Annotated in this window: 23 protein-coding genes; 14 read left to right on the top strand and 9 right to left on the bottom strand. The window is 41.2% G+C overall.

The genetic code is table 11. The annotated features are described in order from the left end of the window. The 4 genes from GTQ34_RS16005 to GTQ34_RS15990 all read right to left on the bottom strand — a co-directional run. A partial coding sequence (locus tag GTQ34_RS16005; protein ID WP_208103913.1) for a phage integrase SAM-like domain and Arm DNA-binding domain-containing protein occupies positions 1 to 607 on the bottom strand: 607 nt, incomplete at its 3' end. Between the two features lie 749 nt (positions 608 to 1,356). Then, positions 1,357 to 2,295, bottom strand: a complete 939-nt coding sequence (locus tag GTQ34_RS16000; protein WP_166524817.1) for an alpha/beta hydrolase — start codon at positions 2,293 to 2,295, stop codon at positions 1,357 to 1,359. Positions 2,296 to 2,517: 222 nt separating this feature from the next. Beyond that, complete coding sequence (locus tag GTQ34_RS15995) at positions 2,518 to 2,967, bottom strand: hypothetical protein (protein ID WP_166524816.1); 450 nt, start codon at positions 2,965 to 2,967, stop codon at positions 2,518 to 2,520. Positions 2,968 to 3,046: 79 nt separating this feature from the next. Beyond that, on the bottom strand, positions 3,047 to 4,354 hold the full coding sequence (locus GTQ34_RS15990; RefSeq protein ID WP_166524819.1) for a sugar porter family MFS transporter: 1,308 nt from the start codon (positions 4,352 to 4,354) through the stop codon (positions 3,047 to 3,049). A gap of 412 nt (positions 4,355 to 4,766) precedes the next feature. Here GTQ34_RS15990 and GTQ34_RS15985 point away from each other — a divergent pair, with 412 nt between their 5' ends. After that, a complete protein-coding gene (locus GTQ34_RS15985) occupies positions 4,767 to 5,741 on the top strand; it encodes an extracellular catalytic domain type 1 short-chain-length polyhydroxyalkanoate depolymerase (RefSeq protein ID WP_166524815.1) in 975 nt (324 codons plus the stop codon). Between the two features lie 126 nt (positions 5,742 to 5,867). Here the strand turns inward: GTQ34_RS15985 and GTQ34_RS15980 are convergent, their stop codons facing one another. Next, complete coding sequence (locus GTQ34_RS15980) at positions 5,868 to 6,053, bottom strand: hypothetical protein (protein WP_166524814.1); 186 nt, start codon at positions 6,051 to 6,053, stop codon at positions 5,868 to 5,870. A 326-nt stretch (positions 6,054 to 6,379) separates the two neighbouring features. Between GTQ34_RS15980 and GTQ34_RS15975 the strand changes: the two genes are divergently transcribed. The 13 genes from GTQ34_RS15975 (at position 6,380) to GTQ34_RS15915 (ending at position 19,370) form a co-directional block, all read left to right on the top strand. Then, complete coding sequence (locus tag GTQ34_RS15975) at positions 6,380 to 6,850, top strand: Hsp20/alpha crystallin family protein (RefSeq protein ID WP_166524813.1); 471 nt, start codon at positions 6,380 to 6,382, stop codon at positions 6,848 to 6,850. A 239-nt stretch (positions 6,851 to 7,089) separates the two neighbouring features. Beyond that, positions 7,090 to 7,320: a hypothetical protein gene (locus GTQ34_RS15970; protein WP_166524812.1), complete on the top strand. Its 231-nt coding sequence runs from the start codon at positions 7,090 to 7,092 to the stop codon at positions 7,318 to 7,320. 53 nt (positions 7,321 to 7,373) lie between these two features. After that, positions 7,374 to 7,862, top strand: a complete 489-nt coding sequence (locus tag GTQ34_RS15965) for a hypothetical protein (protein ID WP_166524811.1) — start codon at positions 7,374 to 7,376, stop codon at positions 7,860 to 7,862. Between the two features lie 29 nt (positions 7,863 to 7,891). Then, positions 7,892 to 9,442, top strand: a complete 1,551-nt coding sequence (locus GTQ34_RS15960; RefSeq protein ID WP_166524810.1) for a Do family serine endopeptidase — start codon at positions 7,892 to 7,894, stop codon at positions 9,440 to 9,442. 61 nt (positions 9,443 to 9,503) lie between these two features. Continuing rightward, positions 9,504 to 10,286, top strand: a complete 783-nt coding sequence (locus GTQ34_RS15955; protein WP_313790523.1) for a patatin-like phospholipase family protein — start codon at positions 9,504 to 9,506, stop codon at positions 10,284 to 10,286. Positions 10,287 to 10,340: 54 nt separating this feature from the next. Beyond that, on the top strand, positions 10,341 to 10,523 hold the full coding sequence (locus tag GTQ34_RS15950) for a hypothetical protein (protein WP_166524809.1): 183 nt from the start codon (positions 10,341 to 10,343) through the stop codon (positions 10,521 to 10,523). A gap of 10 nt (positions 10,524 to 10,533) precedes the next feature. Beyond that, positions 10,534 to 10,956 carry a hypothetical protein gene (locus GTQ34_RS15945; protein ID WP_166524808.1) on the top strand — a complete coding sequence of 141 codons (423 nt, stop codon included), beginning with the start codon at positions 10,534 to 10,536 and terminating at the stop codon, positions 10,954 to 10,956. A gap of 332 nt (positions 10,957 to 11,288) precedes the next feature. Beyond that, a complete protein-coding gene (locus GTQ34_RS15940) occupies positions 11,289 to 11,975 on the top strand; it encodes a TIGR04282 family arsenosugar biosynthesis glycosyltransferase (protein WP_166524807.1) in 687 nt (228 codons plus the stop codon). A gap of 109 nt (positions 11,976 to 12,084) precedes the next feature. Then, positions 12,085 to 15,219: a TonB-dependent receptor gene (locus GTQ34_RS15935; RefSeq protein ID WP_166524806.1), complete on the top strand. Its 3,135-nt coding sequence runs from the start codon at positions 12,085 to 12,087 to the stop codon at positions 15,217 to 15,219. Between the two features lie 446 nt (positions 15,220 to 15,665). Then, positions 15,666 to 16,613: a Kelch repeat-containing protein gene (locus GTQ34_RS15930; RefSeq protein ID WP_166524805.1), complete on the top strand. Its 948-nt coding sequence runs from the start codon at positions 15,666 to 15,668 to the stop codon at positions 16,611 to 16,613. A 1-nt stretch (position 16,614) separates the two neighbouring features. Beyond that, positions 16,615 to 17,427 (top strand): LytTR family DNA-binding domain-containing protein, encoded by an 813-nt coding sequence (locus GTQ34_RS17050; protein ID WP_417936299.1) that lies wholly within the window; start codon positions 16,615 to 16,617, stop codon positions 17,425 to 17,427. Positions 17,428 to 17,520: 93 nt separating this feature from the next. Next, positions 17,521 to 18,402, top strand: a complete 882-nt coding sequence (locus tag GTQ34_RS15920; protein WP_166524803.1) for a TolB family protein — start codon at positions 17,521 to 17,523, stop codon at positions 18,400 to 18,402. 29 nt (positions 18,403 to 18,431) lie between these two features. Next, on the top strand, positions 18,432 to 19,370 hold the full coding sequence (locus tag GTQ34_RS15915) for a TolB family protein (RefSeq protein WP_166524802.1): 939 nt from the start codon (positions 18,432 to 18,434) through the stop codon (positions 19,368 to 19,370). A gap of 105 nt (positions 19,371 to 19,475) precedes the next feature. Here GTQ34_RS15915 and GTQ34_RS15910 read toward each other — a convergent pair whose 3' ends face one another. The 4 genes from GTQ34_RS15910 to GTQ34_RS15895 form a co-directional block, all read right to left on the bottom strand. Continuing rightward, positions 19,476 to 20,126, bottom strand: coding sequence for an outer membrane beta-barrel protein (locus GTQ34_RS15910; protein WP_166524801.1), 651 nt, complete (start codon positions 20,124 to 20,126; stop codon positions 19,476 to 19,478). A 22-nt stretch (positions 20,127 to 20,148) separates the two neighbouring features. After that, entirely contained in the window at positions 20,149 to 20,814 is a 666-nt protein-coding gene (locus GTQ34_RS15905; RefSeq protein ID WP_166524800.1) for a DUF2461 domain-containing protein, read from the bottom strand. Between the two features lie 2 nt (positions 20,815 to 20,816). Further along, positions 20,817 to 21,152, bottom strand: a complete 336-nt coding sequence (locus GTQ34_RS15900) for a hypothetical protein (protein ID WP_166524799.1) — start codon at positions 21,150 to 21,152, stop codon at positions 20,817 to 20,819. A 62-nt stretch (positions 21,153 to 21,214) separates the two neighbouring features. Further along, entirely contained in the window at positions 21,215 to 21,586 is a 372-nt protein-coding gene (locus GTQ34_RS15895; RefSeq protein ID WP_166524798.1) for a VOC family protein, read from the bottom strand. Positions 21,587 to 21,681 lie beyond the last annotated feature (95 nt).

The following is a 21,681-nucleotide window of genomic DNA, read 5'->3' as shown; positions in this document are numbered from 1 at the left end:
TCACGGCAAGGTTTACCATTTTCCTTAGACGCTCCAAATGTTTCATGGCCCCATTATTGGTACACTTCTTTCCCTTTTGCAGATCAGGCCCATTTATCAAATAGTTCTCAAAGTCGGTAATGAACTTGTAGTTCAATCGCTTTAAGTTGATGTCCTGAATTCTTCGGGTATGCTCCAAAAACCTTTTGAGATACTTTTCTGTACCATAATAGTTTTTCATGGTTCCCGGACGAAGCTTATTCCTTTGTGATTCGTAATGGTACTTGATAAGCTCCATAAGGGTCTTTTGCCTTTCATCTTGCCCCAGATAACGCGCTTTGATGGCTTGTGAGGTTATAATCTTGTCCTCACGCAACAACTGTTTATGGGTATCCATAATTTCGCCATACACCTCATCCAAATAGCTGTTCAACAAACGGGCCTTGTGGGTAAGTCCATGGAGTCTGCCCCTATTTTCATCCCATTCATTCACCGAAACATAACGTTTCAAACTTATCTCGGCACGTTTTCCATTGACGGTGATACGGGCATAAATGGTCAATTTTTCAGGGTTGTTAGAAATGTCCCTAGTGAAGATAAGAACCTTTAAAGTGTTGGAATTGCGCATAATACATAATTTTTGGGTTTGACAAAACTGGTTTGCAAAACACCCATAAACAGCGTCAAACTGAAGCTAAATTATGCACAAGGAACGTACCGAACCATTCACCGAACTCTACACCTTTTATATGGTATTATTTGATATCAGATGAATGCATAAAAAACAAAAAGCACTGTCAATCAGTCAGTTGACAGTGCTTTAATACCACCTATTTAGTGGTTCGTCGGGGTGGCAGATTCGAACCCCACTCCGACAAACCTATGAAAACCAGATTGTTATCTGTGCTTAATCACTTTAGGTAACCGACCAGGTAACTTTCAAATTAAAGCAACTTGTGCCGATTCGGTAAAGGTAAAGAAAACTTCTGAAACCAAATTGCATCAAATTGTATCAAAATGAATTTTTTGATTTCCGCAAAAATAGCCAACTCGTAGTAAGGCGGATAAACTGTTCGCAGGTCAAGAATGTCTCATAAAAGGTCTATTATCAATACTTCTAAAAAAGACCTAGAATGAGACCGTCACATTAAATGAAAACTAGTTTTAGGACTTAGTTCCGTAAAATGGCCATTTTATAAGACGACATAATGGGTGGTGTTGGAAGAGTTCAGCAGTGGCATTTCAGAACCTTCAGTTGTGAAAGAGCGTATTCTGTTTTTGAAGTATTTTGATTTCCGGCTTCCGCGAGGTATTTTAAAAGAAAAAGGCTCAATTTTGTAGGTTATCCGTATTGCCCAACACTATATTGTAAACGGTTTACTTTTTTGACACTTCGATTTCATTTGACCCTGGCAATGCCAGATTACCGAGTTCCTGGCTTCTATCATTGCCTCGTAGATATGTTTCAAACATGGCTACGGAGTTGGCAATATTGAATTCCTCTATCCCGGGATTTTCACCTTTTACGTCCAAATGGTCCGTGTTGTTCCCCCTGACCAATATTTGGCACTTCATGCCGTCCGCGACCATGGCATCAAATGCCTGTAAACGCCAGTCCTCGGCCATAAACGTGCCCGGCCCGTTGATATCCTTTTCCGCTTCCCCAATGATCAAAAACACCGCCGTTCCCTCAATTTGGGCATAGCCGTTCGGGTTTTGGGCGATTCCAAATTGATCGGGATCGTAACCTGCGGGGGACATGCCGTAAACGGCCTTGATCTGGGGCACTTTATAGTTCCCATGGGTCATCACCGTCCCTGCTGCCATAAGCCCCTCCATACAGCCTCCCGAGTGTCCTGAAAAACCCTGTTTCTCCACATCTATGGTACCTTGAAAGTCACCATAATCAATAGTTCCCTCCACAATCTGCTGGGCAATAAATTGGATTTCCTCTCCCCTGTACCGGGCAATGGTCTCAATATCATTGCCCGCCAATCGGTGATCGATCTGCATCACGACATAACCTTCCTGAACATAGGCATCGACATAAGCGGTAAGTTGGCCTCGGTCATCACCGATCCCATTGCCTCCCCGCGACACATGGATCACGAAGGTCTCACCTGAAAACCCTTCGGGATAGTACACCCTGTAATCCAAATCGCCAAACGGGGCCTGGATGGTGGAGTCAAAAGATCCAATGTTGAAATTTGGATTTGGATTTGGATTTGGATCTTGATCGGAGACACCGTCATCGTTATTACATGAGTAAAAGACGACTACCAGTAGTATCAGTAAATTACATATTTTCGCTTTCATTGCTTGCTTCTTATTTTACCTTGGACTGATTTATTGATCGATGGTTTAATTGCCCGCAATGGACAGTATGTGGGGAAAGGGACAATGGTTCAGGAAACATCATCGCTTATATAACTGTCCCGTACCGTTTTTATTTCTTTGCCCGACCTGTTTCTTTTGGCATTTTTCGAAGTTCCTATATGGGTAAGCCATTCTTGATCCTGGACTTATCCTGGATTGTTGTCAAGCATCACGGATAAGCCCTAGTTGTTCCTCAGGTACGTTGACATAAAGGTTATCACCATAGTGAAGGCCATTTATTTTGGGAAGGATCAGTTCGAGTACCGTGGGTTTCTGCAAATGGTCCTCCTTCGTTTGGGGGTCGGGCATATAGACCAGTCCGCCGAATCTTTTGCCCTTGAAATGGAGGGAAACATCAAAAAAATAAAAATTCTCGGGAGGGATGTGATCGGACCAAGCTATGTTCTCAAAATAAAGCTTAGGCTTTATTATTTGGTATCTGTAGGGTGCTATATTCACATTCAGCGTGCCCATATAAAAGGGACTCAGATCCAATCCTTTTTCCTTGAAATGGGGATATTGCAGCTTCAGGGTGCCCTCATGGTAACGCGGGTCACCGCCCTTTCCTGATGCCACCCCATAACCGGGTATTACCTTTCCTTTGACCCTCATATCGCAGATTTCGTTTTTGGATGGTCTTCTATACTATATTTTGTACAATCGGGTTCGATCATTCAATGGACTCGATGGTCTATTTGCTTAATTGTTTGCTCAATTGTTCAAGTGATATTCCCTTGGTCTCGGGCATCACGAAATGTACCCAGATCAATTGCAGCACCATCATAAGGGCAAAGAAGGCGAATACAGTGCCCGCCCCAATGGTACTGAACAGTACGGGGATGAACGACGGGATGATGGCGGCCAATACCCAGTGCACCGTGGATCCAAAGGCCTGTCCGGAGGCCCGAAGATGGTTCGGGAACAGCTCGGAGATGAATACCCAGATCACCGTACCCTGCCCCATGGCGTGTGAGGCCACAAATACCAACAGGAACAGGGCCACAAAAGGTCCCTCCCAGCCCAAGAAAAAGGACAGTGCCACCAAGGTCAGGGAAACGATATACCCAATCGAGCCTACGTACAGCAGCTGTCTTCTTCCCCATCGGTCGATCAAGAACACCCCTATCAGTGTGAAGATAACGTTTATGAAACCGATACCGACACTGCTCAGCAGTGCCGAACCCTTTCCCAAGCCCGCCTCTTCCAGGATCCTGGGAGCATAGTACCAGAAGGCGTTGATTCCCGAAAACTGGTTGAAAAATGCGATGAAAAAGGCCAACAACAACGGCGCCCTGTACTTTTTCATGAAGATGTTCTCGGTGTCCGGGCCGGTCTCTGCGGCGATTTCCCTTTCCAATGCGGCCACATCCTTTCCGGGGCTTACTATGCCCAACACTTTCTCCGCCTCCTTTGACCGTCCCTTGGTAATGAGCCACCGAGGGCTTTTGGGCACACCCAGGATGATCAAACAGTAGAGAAAGGCAGGTAACGCCTCCACCCCGATCATCCAGCGCCAGGCATTTTCACCCATATTTCGCAACAGATAATTGGAAAGAAAGGCGACCAAAACCCCAAAGACGATGCTGAACTGGTAGAGGGCCACCAATCGCCCACGGTCCTTTGACGGGGCGATTTCCGCAATGTAGGCCGGGGCGGCAATGGTCGATGCCCCCACCCCTAGGCCACCGATGAACCGAAATGCCGCAAAGGAATACGGATCGTTGGCCAAGGCTGACCCCACGGCGGATACCAGATAAAGGATGCCGATCCATATCAATGTCTTCTTTCTGCCAATTGCGTTGGTGGGGATTCCCCCGAATATGGCACCGATTACCGTTCCCCATAGCGCCATGGCCATCACAACCGTTCCGTGGAAAAGGTCCGAGGATCCCCAAAGTTCCTGTAACTGCTGGTCTGCCCCGGAGATTACGATGGTATCGAACCCGAACAGGAATCCTGCCAGGGCCACCGACAGGGACCAAATCAAGATTTTCTTCATTCCTTGTTTTTCTGCTTCGGCCATAAGGTTCACAATGTTCCCTCAATGTGCACATCTGCCCTAGACCGGCTGTAAATTAGTGCTTTTTTGGTAGGTAATGGAAGAAAACAACAAATCCAGGGCCCTAATACTGTATATGGGAATTGGGACAGTGGTATCCCAACTGTGACGGACTGGGTTAAGGAATAAAGGGTAATCACATAAAATTGCTTTCGTATAATTGTCCTAAAAATCAACGCTTATTGGGAATTAAGGTATCTTTTACTCTTGTTCTATGTCATCCGTCCTTTTATGGTTTTACTAAAATAATAACCGGACCTTTTCCGTTAGGTAACTATGATAAGGGACGAAACTCCCATCCAAAACTAAACCTCGGGACATTCCCATAGTCCAATCCTAAAACAATTCCCAAATGAACCGGAGGATATTCACGATGATTCTACTTGCATGTTGTTTTGGTTGCAGTAATGACGACAACAACTTCGAAGCCGAGCAAAATATGGAACCAAAAGATTTCCCCGAGCGCATAGACGGAAGTCTGGAACATCAGGGCAATCAACGGGAATTCATCCTACACATCCCCCAAGGTTATGATGGGACCGAGGAAACCCCATTGGTCATGGTACTTCACGGCGGAAGCGGGAATGCCGAAAGCGTGCAGGGTTTCACACAAATGAATCCCGTTTCGGACCAGAATGGATTTCTGGTGGTGTACCCCCAGGGCTTTGGACCTGCATCCCCCGGTTACAGTTGGGCCGATGGCAGGGCCACCAGTGCGACCGAAATGGAAGTGGACGATGTGGGCTTCATTGAAAAATTGGTCTCAGAACTAAGGTCCGAATACAATGTCGATTCAAAAAAAATATACGTCTGCGGTTTTTCCAACGGAGGCTTCATGACCCAGAAACTTGCCTGCGAACTTCCCGATACCTTCGCAGGTGTCGGAACCCTTGCCGCCACCATTGGCTTGGATGTGCTTCAAAATTGTAGCAATGCACAAAGCATCCCGACCATTTTCATGCTGGGCGATGCCGATGCCTTCGTACCCTATGACGGCGGTACCGTTGCCAATAATCCGACACCCGTGGAAGGTATTGAAACCCTTGTCGATTATTGGGTGGAGAACAACGCCTGCGCGACCAACGAGCCAGCCCTTAAACTACCAAATACGGATACGACCGACAACTCTACCGTTACCCTTTTCAAATATACCGACTGTGATTGTAATGCCGATGTCAGCTTCTATCGCATAAACGGCGGGGAACATACATGGAGCGGGGTTGAAAATGTATCCTATGAGGAAGTTGCCGGGGAGACCAATGAGGATATCAACGCGAGTTCTGTACTTTGGAGTTTTTTCAGCCAATACGAACTTTGCTTGGAATGATATCGATTTTTTCTCGGGAACTAAAAATTGAAAGTTTCTTAAAAAGAACATATTTTGGGAATCAAACTCTCCTAACGAATCTGTCTCATAAATTCGCCGTTTTTTTGAACGTATCAAAACCTCTTGTCACGCAGAAAACGAATGCGATTTCACCTTAACATGAGTGTTACTAAATTCATACTCCGTACTGTGCAGCATTTTGGTGTACAGATTTTCATCAACAGTGACAGGAATCTTTAGATTGGGAAATTGGATTTGGTAGGAATTCCCATTTTTTTCGATAAGTCTTACTTTGACGGGCTTTTTCTTCATAACCTAAATTTTAAAAAGTTAAACCATAAAAAAATTACCGAAATGGCTAAGACAAACTTTGTTCCAAGCTGACCAATCCGAATTTGAATCGATTTATTCTCAGTAAACTGTCCTAAAAAATGTCAAAATGACAACCTTTATGTCATTATTTTATGAATACTGACGTCCGAGATTTTTGCCAAGACCGAAAAAATGACAGGAATTTTTTAAAACCCTTAACAAAAAAATGTCAAAATTTCGTTTGGCATTCAAATTGTCTATAGTATGCCAGAGTGAAGAATAACTCTGTTCTTTTAAAATTATGTTGAACTTAAAATTTTTAAATGATGAGCAATTTAGTTTCTGTTCCTAAAAATGGAAGTTTAGCAAAATCGACTCTAGACTTCCCTACTTGGTCTGATTGGATCGACAACTTTTTCAGTTCAGACCTACCTTCGGTGTTCACTTCGAATTTCAACACTGGAATGACCCTCCCAAAAGTAAACATCAGGGAGACCGCTGATGCTTTCTGGGTAGAGATGGCCGTTCCCGGAATGAAAAAATCCGATTTCCACATCGATCTTGACAACCAGCTGCTTTCTATCTCCACCGAGCTAAAACAGGAGGAAGAAAGTAAAGAAGAAAACTATACGCGAAGGGAATTTGGATATTCTTCGTTCAAAAGGACCTTCACGCTACCCGAATCAGTGGACGATTCCAAAATCAACGCTTCCTATAATGATGGTATCTTGAACATCCATCTTCCAAAAAAGGAAGAGGCGAAGCAGAAGCCAGCCAGAACCATTAAGATTTCGTAGCTGGTCGTTTTTTGATTCATTAATCGGGTTGGGGCTGAAGTACCGGCCCCTTCCCTTCAATTGTCGGACCTAAGTTTTTGTACAAGTAATGTATTTGTCAAAAAGGTGGGTGAGGCAATCCCTATCCCACCATTTTTAACAGCATACCAGAGCGGTCATCACTCTTGACATATGGCAACAATACCATGTTTAAACTTTAAAGGTGGATAGGTTACCCATCTTTCAAAAAATCAGGTGATATGGCAAGAAAGTTCAAAGCTGGTGATTGGGTCGAAATAAAAGGAAAGCAAGACAGCCCAAAAATGGACGTGCTGAAATATGTGCCAAAGAAAGAACCCATATTTGGGTTTGTTGACAATGACACCTTCTTGGAATGCGTGTGGTACCGCAATGGGGAAAGAAAGTCCAGGATATTTCACCAAAACAGGCTTCTAAAGCTCAAGGATAGCGGTGGTATCCATCAGACGTGAATAAAGAAATCGAAATGTAAATCAAGAATTGGATAGCCAAAAAGTTTGAAGACATGAAAACCTATGTACTAATGACAGCGCTCTTATTCTGTCTAACGGGTTGTAAGGGCCAGGATAAAAAAGAGGGGGCAATTGTCAAAGAGGACAATAAAAAAGAAATGGACCAGCCCAAGGGCAGCTGGAAGGTCGATAAAGAGTTTGATGAGAGCGGAAATCTCATCCGCTACGACAGTATTTATTCCTGGTCGTCAAGTGATTCTTTGAACGACCTGTCAGGCCTTGACAAGGACAGTTTGTTGAACAGCTTTGAATCAAAATTTTACAGCAATTTTTCACAATTCAGAAGTCAGGGCTTTGAGGACATTTTTGAGCCAGATTCTCTTTTCAGTAAGCGGTTCTTTGACAAGGGCTTTTTTGACAGTGATTTTGGAGAGGAATTTATTGAACTGGACAACTATTACGAGCGCATGTTGGAGAGGAGAAAGCGGTTTCTGGAGAAGTATCGCTCCAATTTTAATATTGAAAAGAAAGATAGTTTATAACTAGAATCAAAATAAAAAAACCTACAAACATGAAGAAGACAGTTTTTATATCAGCTATGGTATCCTTGATGATAAGTTTTGGAGTCATTGGAGGATACCAATATTTTGGAGAGAAGGAAGTGGCCATAAAGCATGTTGAAACAAACCCGGGCCACAAAGTGCTGTATGCGGCCAATGCGGATGGAGAGATCACTCCGTTGGATTTTACCAAGACAACCGAGAAAGTGTTGGATGCAGTGGTCCACATTTCGGCAAAGAAGAGTATGGCCTCCAGGGATGGTAATATGCTCCGTTATCGGGAGTTGCCCGACCCTTTCCGTGATTTTTTTGGCGGAAGTCCATTTGGGCAGTTCTTTGAACGTAGATACCATTATGGACAACCCCAAGAACCCAACGACTCCAAGGAATATCAAATGCCTGAGGAAATGCCCGTTATGGGAACAGGCTCTGGGGTCATTATCAACGAAAACGGTTACATATTGACCAACAACCACGTTATTCAGGATGCTGATGAAATTGAGGTCACATTGCATGACAATGGTACGTATAAAGCCAGTGTTATCGGTACGGATTCCTCAACGGACCTTGCTTTGTTACAGATTAAAGCGAAAGACTTGAAAACATTGCCCTTTGTCAATTCTGATGACGTTCAGGTCGGGGAATGGGTATTGGCCGTTGGAAATCCCTTCAGCCTGAATTCCACAGTGACAGCTGGGATTGTAAGTGCCAAAGCGAGGAACATCAATATCAATAGGGACAAGTTTGCGGTGGAGAGCTTTATACAGACCGATGCGGCCATCAATCCCGGAAACAGTGGTGGTGCCTTGGTGAATCTCAATGGTGACCTCATCGGCATCAATACAGCTATTGCAACACGAACTGGAACCTATAACGGATATGGGTTTGCCGTGCCCAGTAACATAGCGAGCAAAGTGGTGGAAGATCTCTTGAATTATGGTGCAGTGCAACGGGGAATGTTGGGCATCAACATTGTCACCCTCAATGGAAACCTGGCCAAGGAAAAAGAGGTCGACCTGACTCAAGGGGTATATGTCGCTTCCGTTGGTGAGGACTCAGCAGCTGATAAGGCAGGGGTCAAGGAAGGCGATGTGATTCTCAAAGTGGATGAACGTGAGGTGAAGACCTCTCCCGAACTACAGGAATTGATAGCACTTAAAAGGCCTGGTGACCAAGTCGCCTTAACCATAAACCGTGAAGGCAAAGAGAAGGAATTCAAGGTTACCCTTCAGAACCGAATCGGCAGTACCAAGGTCAAGAAAAAGGAACATGCCAAAATGCTGAACCTTCTTGGAGCGGAATTGGAAGCCCTTGATAAAGAACAGGCCAAGAAAATAGGCGTTGAAAGCGGTGTCAAGGTGACTTCCCTGTATGCAGGAAAATTGCGCAAGTCAACCCAGATACGGGAAGGTTTCATCATTACCCATATAGATGGCCAACGTGTCAAAGACATTGATGATGTGATGAAGGTTCTTGAAAACAAGCAGGGCGGGATACTACTTGAAGGAGTATACGAGGATATGCCGGGCAAATTTTACTACGCCATTGGACTGGATTCGTGACCCCTTCAAATTCTGTGTTGTTCTGGAGGGGGCTACATAGCTCCCTCCATATAAAATATGGATGATGAAACCGGAAACCTTGACCAATAAGACCATCGGGCTGGTACTCTCCGGAGGAGGAGTAAAGGGTATGGCCCATATCGGCACATTGAAGGCCCTGAACCAAAGGGATATTTATCCCGACAACATCTCAGGGGTAAGTGCTGGTGCCCTTGTTGGCGGCCTTTACGCGGATGGGTCGTCCACTGACGATATGCTGCTTTTTTTCAAGGAGACCCCATTGTTGAAGTACAATTTTGTGACCGTCAACAAGCCCGGGCTCTTTGATACGGACAAGTACCTTCCCTTCTTTGAGGATTTTTTCACGGCACATCATTTTGGCGGGTTGGAAAAAAGACTCACGGTAGTCGCTACCAATTTATTGAAAGGGAAACCAAAGTATTTTGATGAAGGAGAACTGTTTACGCCATTGCTCGCATCAGCCGCATTGCCCCCTGTGTTCAGCCCGGTAAATATTGATGGGCAGCTTTATACAGATGGTGGCATTATGAACAATTTTCCGGTGGGACCCTTGGTAGACGACTGTGAGATAATCTTCGGATGTTATGCCTCAACGATGCGGGAAGTGGGAAAAGGCCAAATAAAGAATGCACTCCAAATTTCCCAAAGGGCGAACCTACTGATGTTACATGCAAACGCAAGGGACAAGCTTTGCGTGCCCGATTTGCTCTTTGTACCCGAAGAATTGGGAGGAATAGGGGTGTTGGACAAAAAAGGCATTGACAAGGCGTTTGTTCTTGGCTATGACTATGCCAACAGAAAATTGGACGAGTGGTTACAATGAATCGGGATTATGGGCAATAATAAGTGGAATGTATAATCTTTAAAGACTATGGAAATGGGAACATTGGCAATCGGAATTTCAGTGATGCTATTGGTTTATGCTTTTTTCCTGTACATCACATTTCGTTATTTCTTCGGTAATGAGAATTCCAAACATTCATATCTGAACGACTACAAAAAAAAGATAAAAGAGTTTGTGGAAAGCTTAGGCAACCTTGGTAAACTGCAAAAACAGTAAAAGATTGATTATGATAAAAGTTTATAAATCTTCAATGCTTAAAAACTTGGTTTTTGTCTTATTTTTATTATCGGTCTCTTTCTTAAGGGGGCAAACTTTTTATGCTTTGCAAATTGACCGGAACATACGTTTTGAAGCAAAGGAGATTACGGCCAAGTATCAGCCGCATCTAGTGATGGGAGTTGACCAAGCTTTGCAGTTCCAATCAACTGTTGCCCGATTCTTGGTGAAAAAACGGGCAGTTGAGAGAGATGATAATTTATCGCCAAAAGCCAAATATCAGTTGCTGAGACGTTTATCAAGCCGTGAAACCTCGGAAATGGCAGATGTTCTTGAATCTTATCGCTGGCGGGAGTACATGAGGGTCAAAGCAGATATCCAACCCATACCGAAACCTATTGATTTTGGGGAAGATCTTGTTGTTCAAGATTAAATCAAGATGTAAATGGTTTAATAAGTTCATCCAAGGAAATCACCTAAATAAAACAATGGTTTTGTATAGTGAACATATTTTGGGAATCAAACTCTCCTAATGAATCTGTCTCATAAATCCGCCACTTGACCAGACTTAGCCATCATCAAAAAATTTAGGAAGTTGGTCATCTATTAGAAGAATCAACAATGCTAGTATAGTAGAAAGTAATCTGTACAAGAGTAAAGATTTATACAATTGGCTAAATGTTGACAATTTTTACAAAATCCGTAATGTTCAGAAATTTTTCTCGACATAAGTCCAACACAGAAATCAAAACCTAACTTCGCCATATGCCAAAAAACGGAATCGCACTAGTGGTATTTTCTCTTTCTATCGAGGAGGAATTGAAAAGAAAGCCATTTTTAGCGACAAAGAATTTGGCGAAATCCCTGCGTTCTCACTTAAGTAATATCACAAAAAACTGTGGTCTTCCTGTATTTCATTATGATGAGCAAAGGCAATTTGGCTCTGACTTTGGTTCTAGGTTTTCGAATGCCTTACAAGATGTCTGCAAAAAGGGTTATCATGCAATCATCGCCATCGGCGGAGATGTTCCGCATTTAGAGGCTAGGCATATCTTACTTGCCAAAGAAGAACTCTTAAAGGGAAATACGGTTGTAGGGCCCACTTTTGACGGAGGATTTTACTTATTGGGCATTTTAAGTAATGACTTTGACCACAGTACTTTCCAAGGATTTTCTTGGAATTCCCAAACCGTCTATGAAGAACTCTTACAAACACTTTCCGCTCGAAATAGAAGCACGGTAACACTCCAGAAACTAAGGGATGTAGACCATTTCTCCGATATTGGGAAGCTTGATTTAAGGTATCTTCGAACCTCTTCTTTGCGTCAGCTCATTCAGGATATAAGGTCTCTAGGGCAGGATGACTTCAAGAATCTACATCTAGGTAATTTCAGACTTTTAACTGCGGTGCCTTTTAATAAAGGGTCTCCGTCCACTTTTCCATTTTCATAAAAAGAGGGATGACCAACCAGTGGGCCAATCTCCGCTGTTTACCTAATCCATATATCAAAAGGGCGTTAATGGGATTTAATGCTCGGTGCCAATAATCCAATAAACAGAAATGAAATATATCTTAACAACGCCTCTACTGCTAGTATGTACTGTGATTATCTTCGCCCAAGAGACCACAGGCACTCTTCAGGGAAGCTTAAAAGATATCCAAAACAACCCTATTCCATTTGCCAATATTGTCCTGACCGACACGGAAACCAGCTTCAACTATGGAGCCATTTCCACTGCAAATGGCTTCTATAGAATCAACAACATACCACCGGGAAGCAGTTACAAGATTACAATATCATTTTTGGGCTACACCAACATCGAAGAGAACAATCTAACCATAAACCTTGGAAGCACCATAGTAAAGGATTTTATTTTACAGGAAAAAAGCACGGCATTGCAAGAAGTGGTGGTCACGGGCGAATCGACTCCAAAAAAGACCGGTAACGAGACCCTATTGGGTAGAAAGACCATTAGGGCGACCCCCACCATTAACAGAAGCATTCAAGACCTGACCAAAAACCTCCCCGAAAATAACCTGAACTCCTTCGCTGGGGCAAGTAATCGTTTTAACAATCTAAATATAGACGGGATCGCCAATAACGATATTATAGGCTTTCAAGAACCCGCCAGTGGCGCTTCAGGGTCATCCGCCAATGGAACACCTGGGAGTCTGTCCAGGAGCCAGCCCATTGGGCTTGGTGCCGTTAAACAAGTAAGTGTAAAACTATCGCCTTTTGATGTAAGTATAGGAAACTTCAATGGTGCCAGTATCAATCTTGTGACCAAAAATGGGACAAATACCACCAAGGCAGAACTATACGGCTATGGCAACAACCAAAATCTAATAGGTGGTTTCGCAGGGGGAGCCGAGCAAGAGGTACAATCCTTTTACGATGTGCAATTTGGTGGTGGCATTGGCGGGGCCATTGCAAAGGACAAATTGTTCTATTACGTAAATTTTGAACAGGCTTTATCCAATTTTCCAGTACTCAATGCCCCAGGCAGCAGCACTTCCGATATTTCTTTGGAGGATGTCACTGCCATTAGGGATGGATTGTTGAATGAATATGACTATGACCCAGGTGCTTTCCAGAGTGCAGACTTACAAACGGCCAGCTCAAAGTTGTTTGCACGATTGGACTATAATCTGTCCGAGGTTCACAAATTGACCCTGCGCAACAACTACGTGAACAGTTTTGCCGATAATCTGGAATGGAACAGTACTTTTTTCAATTTTGGAAACCAAGGCTACAGACATAGTAGTGTTGCCAACAGTCTTGCTTTGGAACTAAAATCAAACTTCAGATCCGGAAGCACCAATAAACTCTCACTTGGATACAATATTGTGAAAGAAGACCGCGATTTTGAAGGTAGGGTATTCCCACATATACAAATTGCCACATCTTCGGCTGCTCGCATTTTTGCTGGCACTTACCGTGAGGCATCCGTTTACAATACCAATTTTTCCACCTTGCAACTAGCGGACACCTATACTTTTGATATTGATAGACACCATTTTACAGCCGGCATATTCGGTCAATTACATGATGTGGATTATGGTTTTCTTTCTGCTTGGAACGGGCGATGGGAATATCGCTCTGTAGATGATTTTCTTAGCGATAGTCCTGCCCGTATACGTGGGGTGTACAACGTAAACAACAATAGCTTTGATTTTGTGAACGATAGCCCTTCAGCCACAATAGGGGTGTTGGAGGCCGCCGCTTTCTTTCAGGATAATTTTCGTGTAAACGATAAACTGGAGATTACTGCGGGTATTCGAGTGGACGGACAGTACCTGACACAACGCCTTCCTGTAAGCGAAGAAGTTCGTAACACACCTGAATTTTCGAGATTCGATAATACAATATCCACGGCACCACAGTTCAATCCGAGATTCGGCTTCAATTATAAAATTGATGAAGCTGGAAAGTATACGTTGAGAGGCGGAACAGGTCTCTTTTCTGGGCGCATCCCGTATTTGTGGTTTGCTTATTCGGAATACATATCGGGAACTGAGTACTTCAATATAGATCTACGCCCGGACGGAGCCGTTGCCCTAACAGAAAATCTCGAAGATCTGAGAAGTGTACAACCCAATCTAACAGAGATTAACCTCCTTGACCCGGACTTCAGTTTACCAAGGGATTGGAAGACGAATATAGCTTTTAGGGCAAAACTGCCTGGACAATGGACTGTAGACATCGAAGGCACGTATACCGAAGTTGTGAATGGCCTGCTCTTTCAATCCTTAAACAGACAGAATAACATGGAGAACTTTAGTGGTGCCGATAATCGTCCTTACTTCTTGGAAACTGGTAATGCCATAAAAATCAACCCCAACTTTACAAACGTATTTTTACTTACCAATACCGATAAAGGTTTTCGTTACAACCTTACCTTAGGACTAAGCAAACAAGCAGATGGTTACAGCGGATATTTGGGCTATACCTATGGCATGAGCAAAGATATTTCCAGTACGGCACGAAGTTCCCCGGCTGCCAATTTCGAATGGAACCAGGCACTGGTGGGAAATAATCCTTCATTGTCCTTTTCAAATTTTGACCTTAGGCACAAATTTGTAAGTAACCATTCCTTTAATTTGGACATTGGAAAAAATGGAACCGGCTTTATATCTTTCCTTTACAACGGTAGGGCGGGTAGCCCATTTTCTTATGTGTATAGGGGAGATCTCAACAGAGATGGTTCTTCCAGAAATGACATTATATATGTGCCCGAGGACGCTTCTGAAATCAACTTAATCGATATTACCGATGCATCGGGCAATGTGACCGTTAGTGCTGCTGAACAATGGCAACAATTGAATGCGTTTATTGAAAGGGATCCTTATCTAAGGGAACGCAGAGGGCAAGTGGCCGAGCGCAATGGTGCACGCACCCCTTGGAACCATGAACTTGACATGAAACTGGAATATGGGCTAAAGCTAAAGAATGGTGATGTGCTGTCACTTTCTGTAGATATGCTCAATGTATTCAATTTTATCAACAAAGAATGGGGACGTTTGGTGTTTGTGCCCAATGTGGTAAACTCCAGTTTCAGTCTTTTGGACTTTAGGGGAATAGAGAACAATGAACCTCAATTTCAGTTCAATATCCCCGAAGGCACGGAACCTTTTGTAACCGATTTATTCAATTCTCGCTGGCGAGCACAATTTGGGCTAAAATATAATTTTTAAGAAGTATATCCAGTTATTCTGCTATAGGGAACCTATTTTGGAAAGCCAGCTCTCGTTATCAATCTGTCTCGGAAACTGGCCGATATTCAGAAAATTCTATTTTTTCTTTTTCGAAACCAAGAATAGTAAATACCAATGCGGCCTTATTCGATTCACCTTTTTCAGCTTCCATTTATTTGGAGCTGTAGGGTGAGCATCTATTGAAATGCCAAAACTTACAGCACGCATTTAGGTTTTTCAGGACTTATTACTCTATAATAAGACAAAGTTGATAAAATACATTTTGGGAATGGTAATTCAGAAGGGGGTATGGATTTTTACCCTCAAAGTAATGTCAATTTGTTTTTGCTTGCAGTGAGTCGTATTGATCTTGGTAATGAACAGCAACCTTTGCTTTGTTCTATTACTTCAATTTTTCTAACTTAAATCATAAAAAAATAAAGGGCATGAAAGGAATTCTTGTAATAATAACCACCATCTATTTGGCCATTAGCTCATGTGGTCCGAGTTTATCAAAAATATCCAGTTCCGGACCAAGTCCAAGATATGTTAACAATCTTGTCTACGATAATGGAAATATCTGTTTGATTGGAGGTAAGAATAACGAGAACTCATTTAATGACTTTTGGATTTGGGATAAAAATCAATGGAATTTGTCCGGGAGTTTTCCCATAAAAATTTGGGATCATAGCTACGTGAAATTAGGAGATTCTGATATAATTTTTTTGTTTGGCGGACGAACATTTCAAGATGAAAAATCCAATCTTCGTATAGATTTAGATAGTACTTGGATTTACGAAGACAATATGTGGTCAAACTTAAAAATCGATGGGCCTGAGAACCGTAGTTCCCATCAATTGGTTTTTTTCAATAAGTTAGAGAAGGTTGTCCTTTTTGGGGGAAGAAACAAGGACAAAGTGTTTGGCGACACATGGATTTTTTATCAAAACAACTGGAAGTTACTTAACTCAACCAATCCACCCAAAAGGTTTGGCCATTCCCTGGCGTATGATTCGAAATCCAATCTTGTCTATATGTTTGGTGGACATGATGGTGTAAATCTATTAAATGATTTTTGGTCATTTGACGGGGATACATGGAAAAAATTAAGTGTGCCGAACGGCCCATCTCCTCGAATGGCACACACGATGCAATTTGATGACAGAGGTAATTTGGTTGTTTTTGGAGGTTGGGATGGTTCTGCAAAGGCCTCTGATGAACTTTGGTATTACTCAAAAGGGAAGTGGCAAGAGATTCATATGAGAAAATCTCTGGAGGGCAGATTGTCTGGTGCAATGGTTTTTGATCCTTTCAAAAGAAGATTTTTTTTGTTTGGTGGTAGTACTGGTTTTGATGGGGCTTTTCATGATAAAACAATAGTATTTAAGCTATAGAATGAATTTCTCAAAGCAAAAGACTTTATGGAAACTAGGCAATCGTTCTTTTTTGACAAAAATGTCAATCATCATATTCTTATTCTCCATAATTATTTCAATACTAATTTATTGGAGAGAAGCTCCTGGAAAGCATGAAGTCAATTTCATCCAAGTTTTCTTTTGGCAATTGATTATCTGGCTTCCCTGGATATTTGTTGTTCTTCTAGAAAGGAAGATAAAGAAATTCCTCAAAAGCAATGGTTCCGAAAGATTTCTTTCCATTTTTACTTTGTATATTTTCATTCTACTTTTTCATTGGCTTTGGTTCGTTGGCTATAGTAGTTTTTTTAGTCCTTATTCGAAGGCTCAAGAATCAAAATACGGAGTCTTTCCTTATTTTTTTATTTTCTGGACCTTGATAGACGTTTTTGTACTTATATCCTTAACAATCTATTTCATCAATTCTACCACCGGGAATCTTAAAAGCAAACCAGCGATTTCAAGCATTCATGTTAAAAATGGGACAAAGGAGGTATTTTTACAATTGAATGATATTTTTTGGATTTCGGCGAACGGATACTATATTACTTTTCACAGTTCCAGGGGTAAATTCTTGGTCAGACGTGGTCTAAAAAACATGTTGAAATCGTTGCCAAGAGAAAACTTTGTTCAAATACATCGCTCAGCAATTATTAATCTAAAGTATTTACACGAACTACGGAAAAAGTCAAGTCAAGGATTTGAAGTTTTAATGGCCAACGGCGATACCCACGCGGTAAGTCGCACATATAAGAAAGTACTCAAAACCATTCTAGATCAAACTGGGTATTAGTTATTCCATTCATTACCAAAAATGCGTACGTTCCCTGCATTATTTTATTTTACTAGACACTTTTTGCGATTTTGCTTTAAATGGTATTCAGAAATGAAAAAAATCGTTTTCAGTGTTATTTTCCCTTTTAGCTTCTTATGCTTTGGGCAGCAGCATGATTCAATAAAGAAAATAGGGCTTTTAGCCAATGATAATGCATCTTGGTCACCTGATGATAAAGAACTTTTGTATACGGCTAATTTTTCTGGCAACTGGCAAGTCTACAGACGAGATTTGGCTACAAACAAGGTGACCAGATTAACTTATCATTCAGGTGACGATGACACTCCTATTTGGGCACCAAACGGCTCCAAAATCGTCTTTGTATCGAACGCTTTGGGAAATGATGAAATAATGATGATGTCTCCGGATGGTGGTAATTTGACAAACATTACAAATCACCCATCAAAAGACATTCATCCGACATGGCATCCAAATGGAAATTCCTTGCTCTTCAATTCTAACAGGGAAAATCAAGACAGTTTTGCAATCTATAGTATGAATGTAAATGGAGGTAATACCGAGAGGTTGACTGACCCACGAGAAATGAGAACAAATGCATGGTGGTCACCCGATGCTTCCAAAATAGTGTTCGTCAAATGGATTTATGACGAAGTTTCTAAAGAACGTAAGGGTGACATTTTCATAATGGACGCTAACGGCACGAACGAAAAAAATTTGACCAACAGTAAAGCACACTCAGATGAATGGCCATATTGGTCTCCGGACGGCTCAAAAATAGTTTTCACTTCTGAAAGAACTGGAATTCGTCAAATACATATTATTAATGCCGATGGCAGCGGGATTAAAAGATTAGTGAGCAGTCCCCATTTGGATACACGCCCCTACTGGTCCTTTGATGGAAAGAAAATAAGTTTTGACAGATACATAACATCGACGGTAATGGATATTTACATAGTATACCTAGACAAATAAGATTGAATTAATCCACAAAAAATTGAAAAATGAAATTAATAGTTACCTTTTGCTCTTTATTTATTATAAGTGTAATTAATGGACAAAATGATTTCAAAATAATCACCTCGGTAGTTGACTCCTATCCAATGGAGAGTCCAGCAACTGGTGAAATCCTGTTTTCCTCCAATAGGACGGGCATTTATCAAATATATAAAAGTAATAACGAAGGGGACAATATCATTCCATTGACAAATTCACAAGGCGGAAATTACACCCCAGTTTGGTCTCCAGACGGTTCTAGAATTGTATTTGCCTCGGAAAGGGATAATGACAGCGAGATTTATATAATGAATGCTGATGGCGGCAATCAAGTCAGACTAACCAATATATTAGGTGATGACAGCCACCCAAAGTTCTCACCAGATGGAAGGAGAATCATTTTTAACTCGCCAAGATCAACCCCGGATTTATCTATTGCATGGGTTTTACAATATCATGAGATATACACGATGGATTTGGATGGAGGTAATTTGAAACAACATACCTCTTTTAAATCCATCGCCACTTACCCTAGTTATTCTCCAGATGGAAACAAGATTCTGTTCAGGCTCGCTGAAAAAGAGAAGGCATTGAATTGGAGCCTGAAACCAAGTGATTATAATTCTGAAGTGTATTTAATGAATGTCGATGGTTCTGACCTAAGAAACCTTTCTAACTCAGATGCATTTGATGGATGGCCTTTTTGGCACCCCTCAAGTAAAAAAATTTTCTTTACATCAAATAGAGGCGGAGTTCCAAACAAAGGACAATTGTATTCAATTAATTTAAAAAATAGCAACCTTGAAAAAATCTCTGAAAACCAAAATTCTTTTATTCAAGCGTCTTTTTCACGAGATGGAAAATACATATTTGCACAAAGAAACTATGAAACTGATGAATACGAATATGGACAAATAATAAAAATAGAATATCAGTACATAAGATAAGCGATTCGCTTCTTGATTCAGGAATAATATAAAATTATGAACATATCTGGTGATGCTTTTAGACAATTCAATAATTAGGTGATTTGGGAAAATAACATCATAACGTTAAAACTGATATAATAAACCTATATTGTAATCCAATTGATCTTCAACATCAATATTGGTTTGAATATCTCCAAAATCCACACGTAATTTGCCCGCGCTCAATCTTGCATGCAATTTCTTGAAGAATGCCCACTCAAATCCTAAGCCATAACGCAGCATTCCCTGCTTGTCCTTTTGGGAAAACGAAACATTACTACTAAGTATTGAATTATCAAATTTCCTTTTGGTTTCGTTACCATAGACATACAACAAGTAATTCTTTTTGTTCCCAATGACATAACCCAAAGTAATACCAAAACCATATTGTGATTTGAAATTGTAGTCAATCACTAACTCCCGTTCCATATCAATGTGTTTTAAATTGCCATCAGCAAAACCGTAATGTACCTCTCCACCTATCAATAGGCGGTCATTGACTATTTGTTTTCTAAAACCTATGGGGATTTCCAAAACAAATCTTGAGTCTTGTGCCAATATATCTTCTCCTTGTATGAGTGAACCAGCAAAAATGTTCTGAATACCAGAGGTTAATCCAATGTAAAAACCATCAAAATTTTCAGAGTGTAACTGCCCTCTCACATCATGAGTGGCTATTAAAAAAATTATGATTAAAACTAAAAAAGTAAGTGTGATATTATTCTTGAGCTCCATGTACAAATAGCTTTTATTAAGATTATGATAGAGTTTTTTTAAAAAAGGCATTAACGGGCAAACAATTGGTGTATCTATCAATAAGAACATCTATCAAATTATCTTCCAACAATTCCTCTGCCTTAAGTTTAAAGTACCAATAGAATTCCTTGTTCCTGATCAAAGGTTGAATCGAAGCCGCCTCTCTGAACTCGGGCGGTATTCTCTTATGCTTGTCGCCTTGAATCTCACCAAAGGTTTCCACGAAAGACTTTTCCTTGATCAATGTATTGAATTCGTGAATATTTTCGGTAATATAGTTACGGATAGCGAACAATTGCTCTTTTTCTAGGTTGTGCGCCCCTGAATAGACACGAACATCTTTGTGACTGGCTTGAATATAGAACCCAGGTCTGGATTTATCCTTTTTGCCATGTGGAAGAACAATGGCGGACATGTGTGTTTTATAAGGTGTTTTATCCTTGGTAAAACGCACATCCCTATTGATTCGCATTATTGAATATTTGCTTGACAAATCAATTTTTGGATACAAACTTTGCAAAGCGTTTATCAGTTCCAAGGTAAATGATTTAAAAGGTTCCTTAACTGACTTCAAATATCTTTTTCTGTTGAGATCAAACCATTCTTTGCTATTGGATTCCGCCAGTTCCTTAAAAAATTTTAGAAAATCTTCATCAAAATAGGCCATAATCACCAAATTGAGATTAATGTCAAAACAATTGCAATTATGGCGAAAATACCATGGATGTACACGGCAGACTTTGGGCCCAGTTCACCCTTTTTTTGGTTGTTTACCAAATATAATCCGCCAAGAGAGGCAATAATCAACATGCCCAATGCGATCCACAATTCAAGTTTGTTCATGGAATACGCTTGTATTGCCAAGACTATCAAAACCGCTAGCCCTATAAAGCCATGGATATTGGCTGCGGATAAAGGTGGTTTTTTGTTTGTTAAAATTTGTGTAGCTAGGTAAAGACCTCCAGCCACCGATAACAACATAACTATAGATAAAAGTATATTCATTTTAATGGAATTTAAATTAAATTGTAAGAGAATTAAAAATTTGATTTTGTATCCAAGGGTATCTACGAAGCGGAATGGAATCCTATTAGATTACCTTCGGTATCAATGACCAAAGCGATGTTTCCAAACTCGTCAATCTTGGTCTTTGCCACTGCAATATGACCACCATTTTGGGCAACCCTTTCTAGTATTGCGTCTAGCCTACCATTTACATCAAAATAGATCGTAGTACCCTCAGCGCTTGGTTTTATCGCTGGATTCGAGCTAATTGCTCCACTGACCCCTCTATTTTGTGGATTTGAAAAAAAGGTATTTTGAAATCCATCCGGGCTAGGAATGGTCATCATTTCTATGCCCAAAACATGGCTATAAAAATTAATCGCCCTATTAAAGTCGGAAGATGGCAAGGCAAACCAGTTTATTACATTTTTCATCTTGATGATTTTAAATTGATACTGTTTTGTATTTAGACGCCTGAGAAACAAAAAACGGACGATATTCTTGTTAACTAATGTATAATTAACATGTT

Source organism: Flagellimonas ochracea, from assembly GCF_009903685.1.
In the GTDB taxonomy this organism is placed as follows: Bacteria; Bacteroidota; Bacteroidia; order Flavobacteriales; family Flavobacteriaceae; genus Flagellimonas; species Flagellimonas ochracea.
This window is presented reverse-complemented; position numbering and strand designations above follow the sequence as displayed.

Excerpts from the sequence above, each read along its gene's own strand:
- GTQ34_RS16000 (WP_166524817.1), bottom strand. The coding sequence starts at position 2,295 with ATGAAAGCGAAAATATGTAATTTACTGATACTACTGGTAGTCGTCTTT.
- GTQ34_RS15995 (WP_166524816.1), bottom strand. The coding sequence starts at position 2,967 with ATGAGGGTCAAAGGAAAGGTAATACCCGGTTATGGGGTGGCATCAGGA.
- GTQ34_RS15990 (WP_166524819.1), bottom strand. The coding sequence starts at position 4,354 with ATGAAGAAAATCTTGATTTGGTCCCTGTCGGTGGCCCTGGCAGGATTC.
- GTQ34_RS15985 (WP_166524815.1), top strand. The coding sequence starts at position 4,767 with ATGAACCGGAGGATATTCACGATGATTCTACTTGCATGTTGTTTTGGT.
- GTQ34_RS15980 (WP_166524814.1), bottom strand. The coding sequence starts at position 6,053 with ATGAAGAAAAAGCCCGTCAAAGTAAGACTTATCGAAAAAAATGGGAAT.
- GTQ34_RS15975 (WP_166524813.1), top strand. The coding sequence starts at position 6,380 with ATGAGCAATTTAGTTTCTGTTCCTAAAAATGGAAGTTTAGCAAAATCG.
- GTQ34_RS15970 (WP_166524812.1), top strand. The coding sequence starts at position 7,090 with ATGGCAAGAAAGTTCAAAGCTGGTGATTGGGTCGAAATAAAAGGAAAG.
- GTQ34_RS15965 (WP_166524811.1), top strand. The coding sequence starts at position 7,374 with ATGAAAACCTATGTACTAATGACAGCGCTCTTATTCTGTCTAACGGGT.
- GTQ34_RS15960 (WP_166524810.1), top strand. The coding sequence starts at position 7,892 with ATGAAGAAGACAGTTTTTATATCAGCTATGGTATCCTTGATGATAAGT.
- GTQ34_RS15955 (WP_313790523.1), top strand. The coding sequence starts at position 9,504 with ATGATGAAACCGGAAACCTTGACCAATAAGACCATCGGGCTGGTACTC.
- GTQ34_RS15950 (WP_166524809.1), top strand. The coding sequence starts at position 10,341 with ATGGGAACATTGGCAATCGGAATTTCAGTGATGCTATTGGTTTATGCT.
- GTQ34_RS15945 (WP_166524808.1), top strand. The coding sequence starts at position 10,534 with ATGATAAAAGTTTATAAATCTTCAATGCTTAAAAACTTGGTTTTTGTC.
- GTQ34_RS15940 (WP_166524807.1), top strand. The coding sequence starts at position 11,289 with ATGCCAAAAAACGGAATCGCACTAGTGGTATTTTCTCTTTCTATCGAG.
- GTQ34_RS15935 (WP_166524806.1), top strand. The coding sequence starts at position 12,085 with ATGAAATATATCTTAACAACGCCTCTACTGCTAGTATGTACTGTGATT.
- GTQ34_RS15930 (WP_166524805.1), top strand. The coding sequence starts at position 15,666 with ATGAAAGGAATTCTTGTAATAATAACCACCATCTATTTGGCCATTAGC.
- GTQ34_RS17050 (WP_417936299.1), top strand. The coding sequence starts at position 16,615 with ATGAATTTCTCAAAGCAAAAGACTTTATGGAAACTAGGCAATCGTTCT.
- GTQ34_RS15920 (WP_166524803.1), top strand. The coding sequence starts at position 17,521 with ATGAAAAAAATCGTTTTCAGTGTTATTTTCCCTTTTAGCTTCTTATGC.
- GTQ34_RS15915 (WP_166524802.1), top strand. The coding sequence starts at position 18,432 with ATGAAATTAATAGTTACCTTTTGCTCTTTATTTATTATAAGTGTAATT.
- GTQ34_RS15910 (WP_166524801.1), bottom strand. The coding sequence starts at position 20,126 with ATGGAGCTCAAGAATAATATCACACTTACTTTTTTAGTTTTAATCATA.
- GTQ34_RS15905 (WP_166524800.1), bottom strand. The coding sequence starts at position 20,814 with ATGGCCTATTTTGATGAAGATTTTCTAAAATTTTTTAAGGAACTGGCG.
- GTQ34_RS15900 (WP_166524799.1), bottom strand. The coding sequence starts at position 21,152 with ATGAATATACTTTTATCTATAGTTATGTTGTTATCGGTGGCTGGAGGT.
- GTQ34_RS15895 (WP_166524798.1), bottom strand. The coding sequence starts at position 21,586 with ATGAAAAATGTAATAAACTGGTTTGCCTTGCCATCTTCCGACTTTAAT.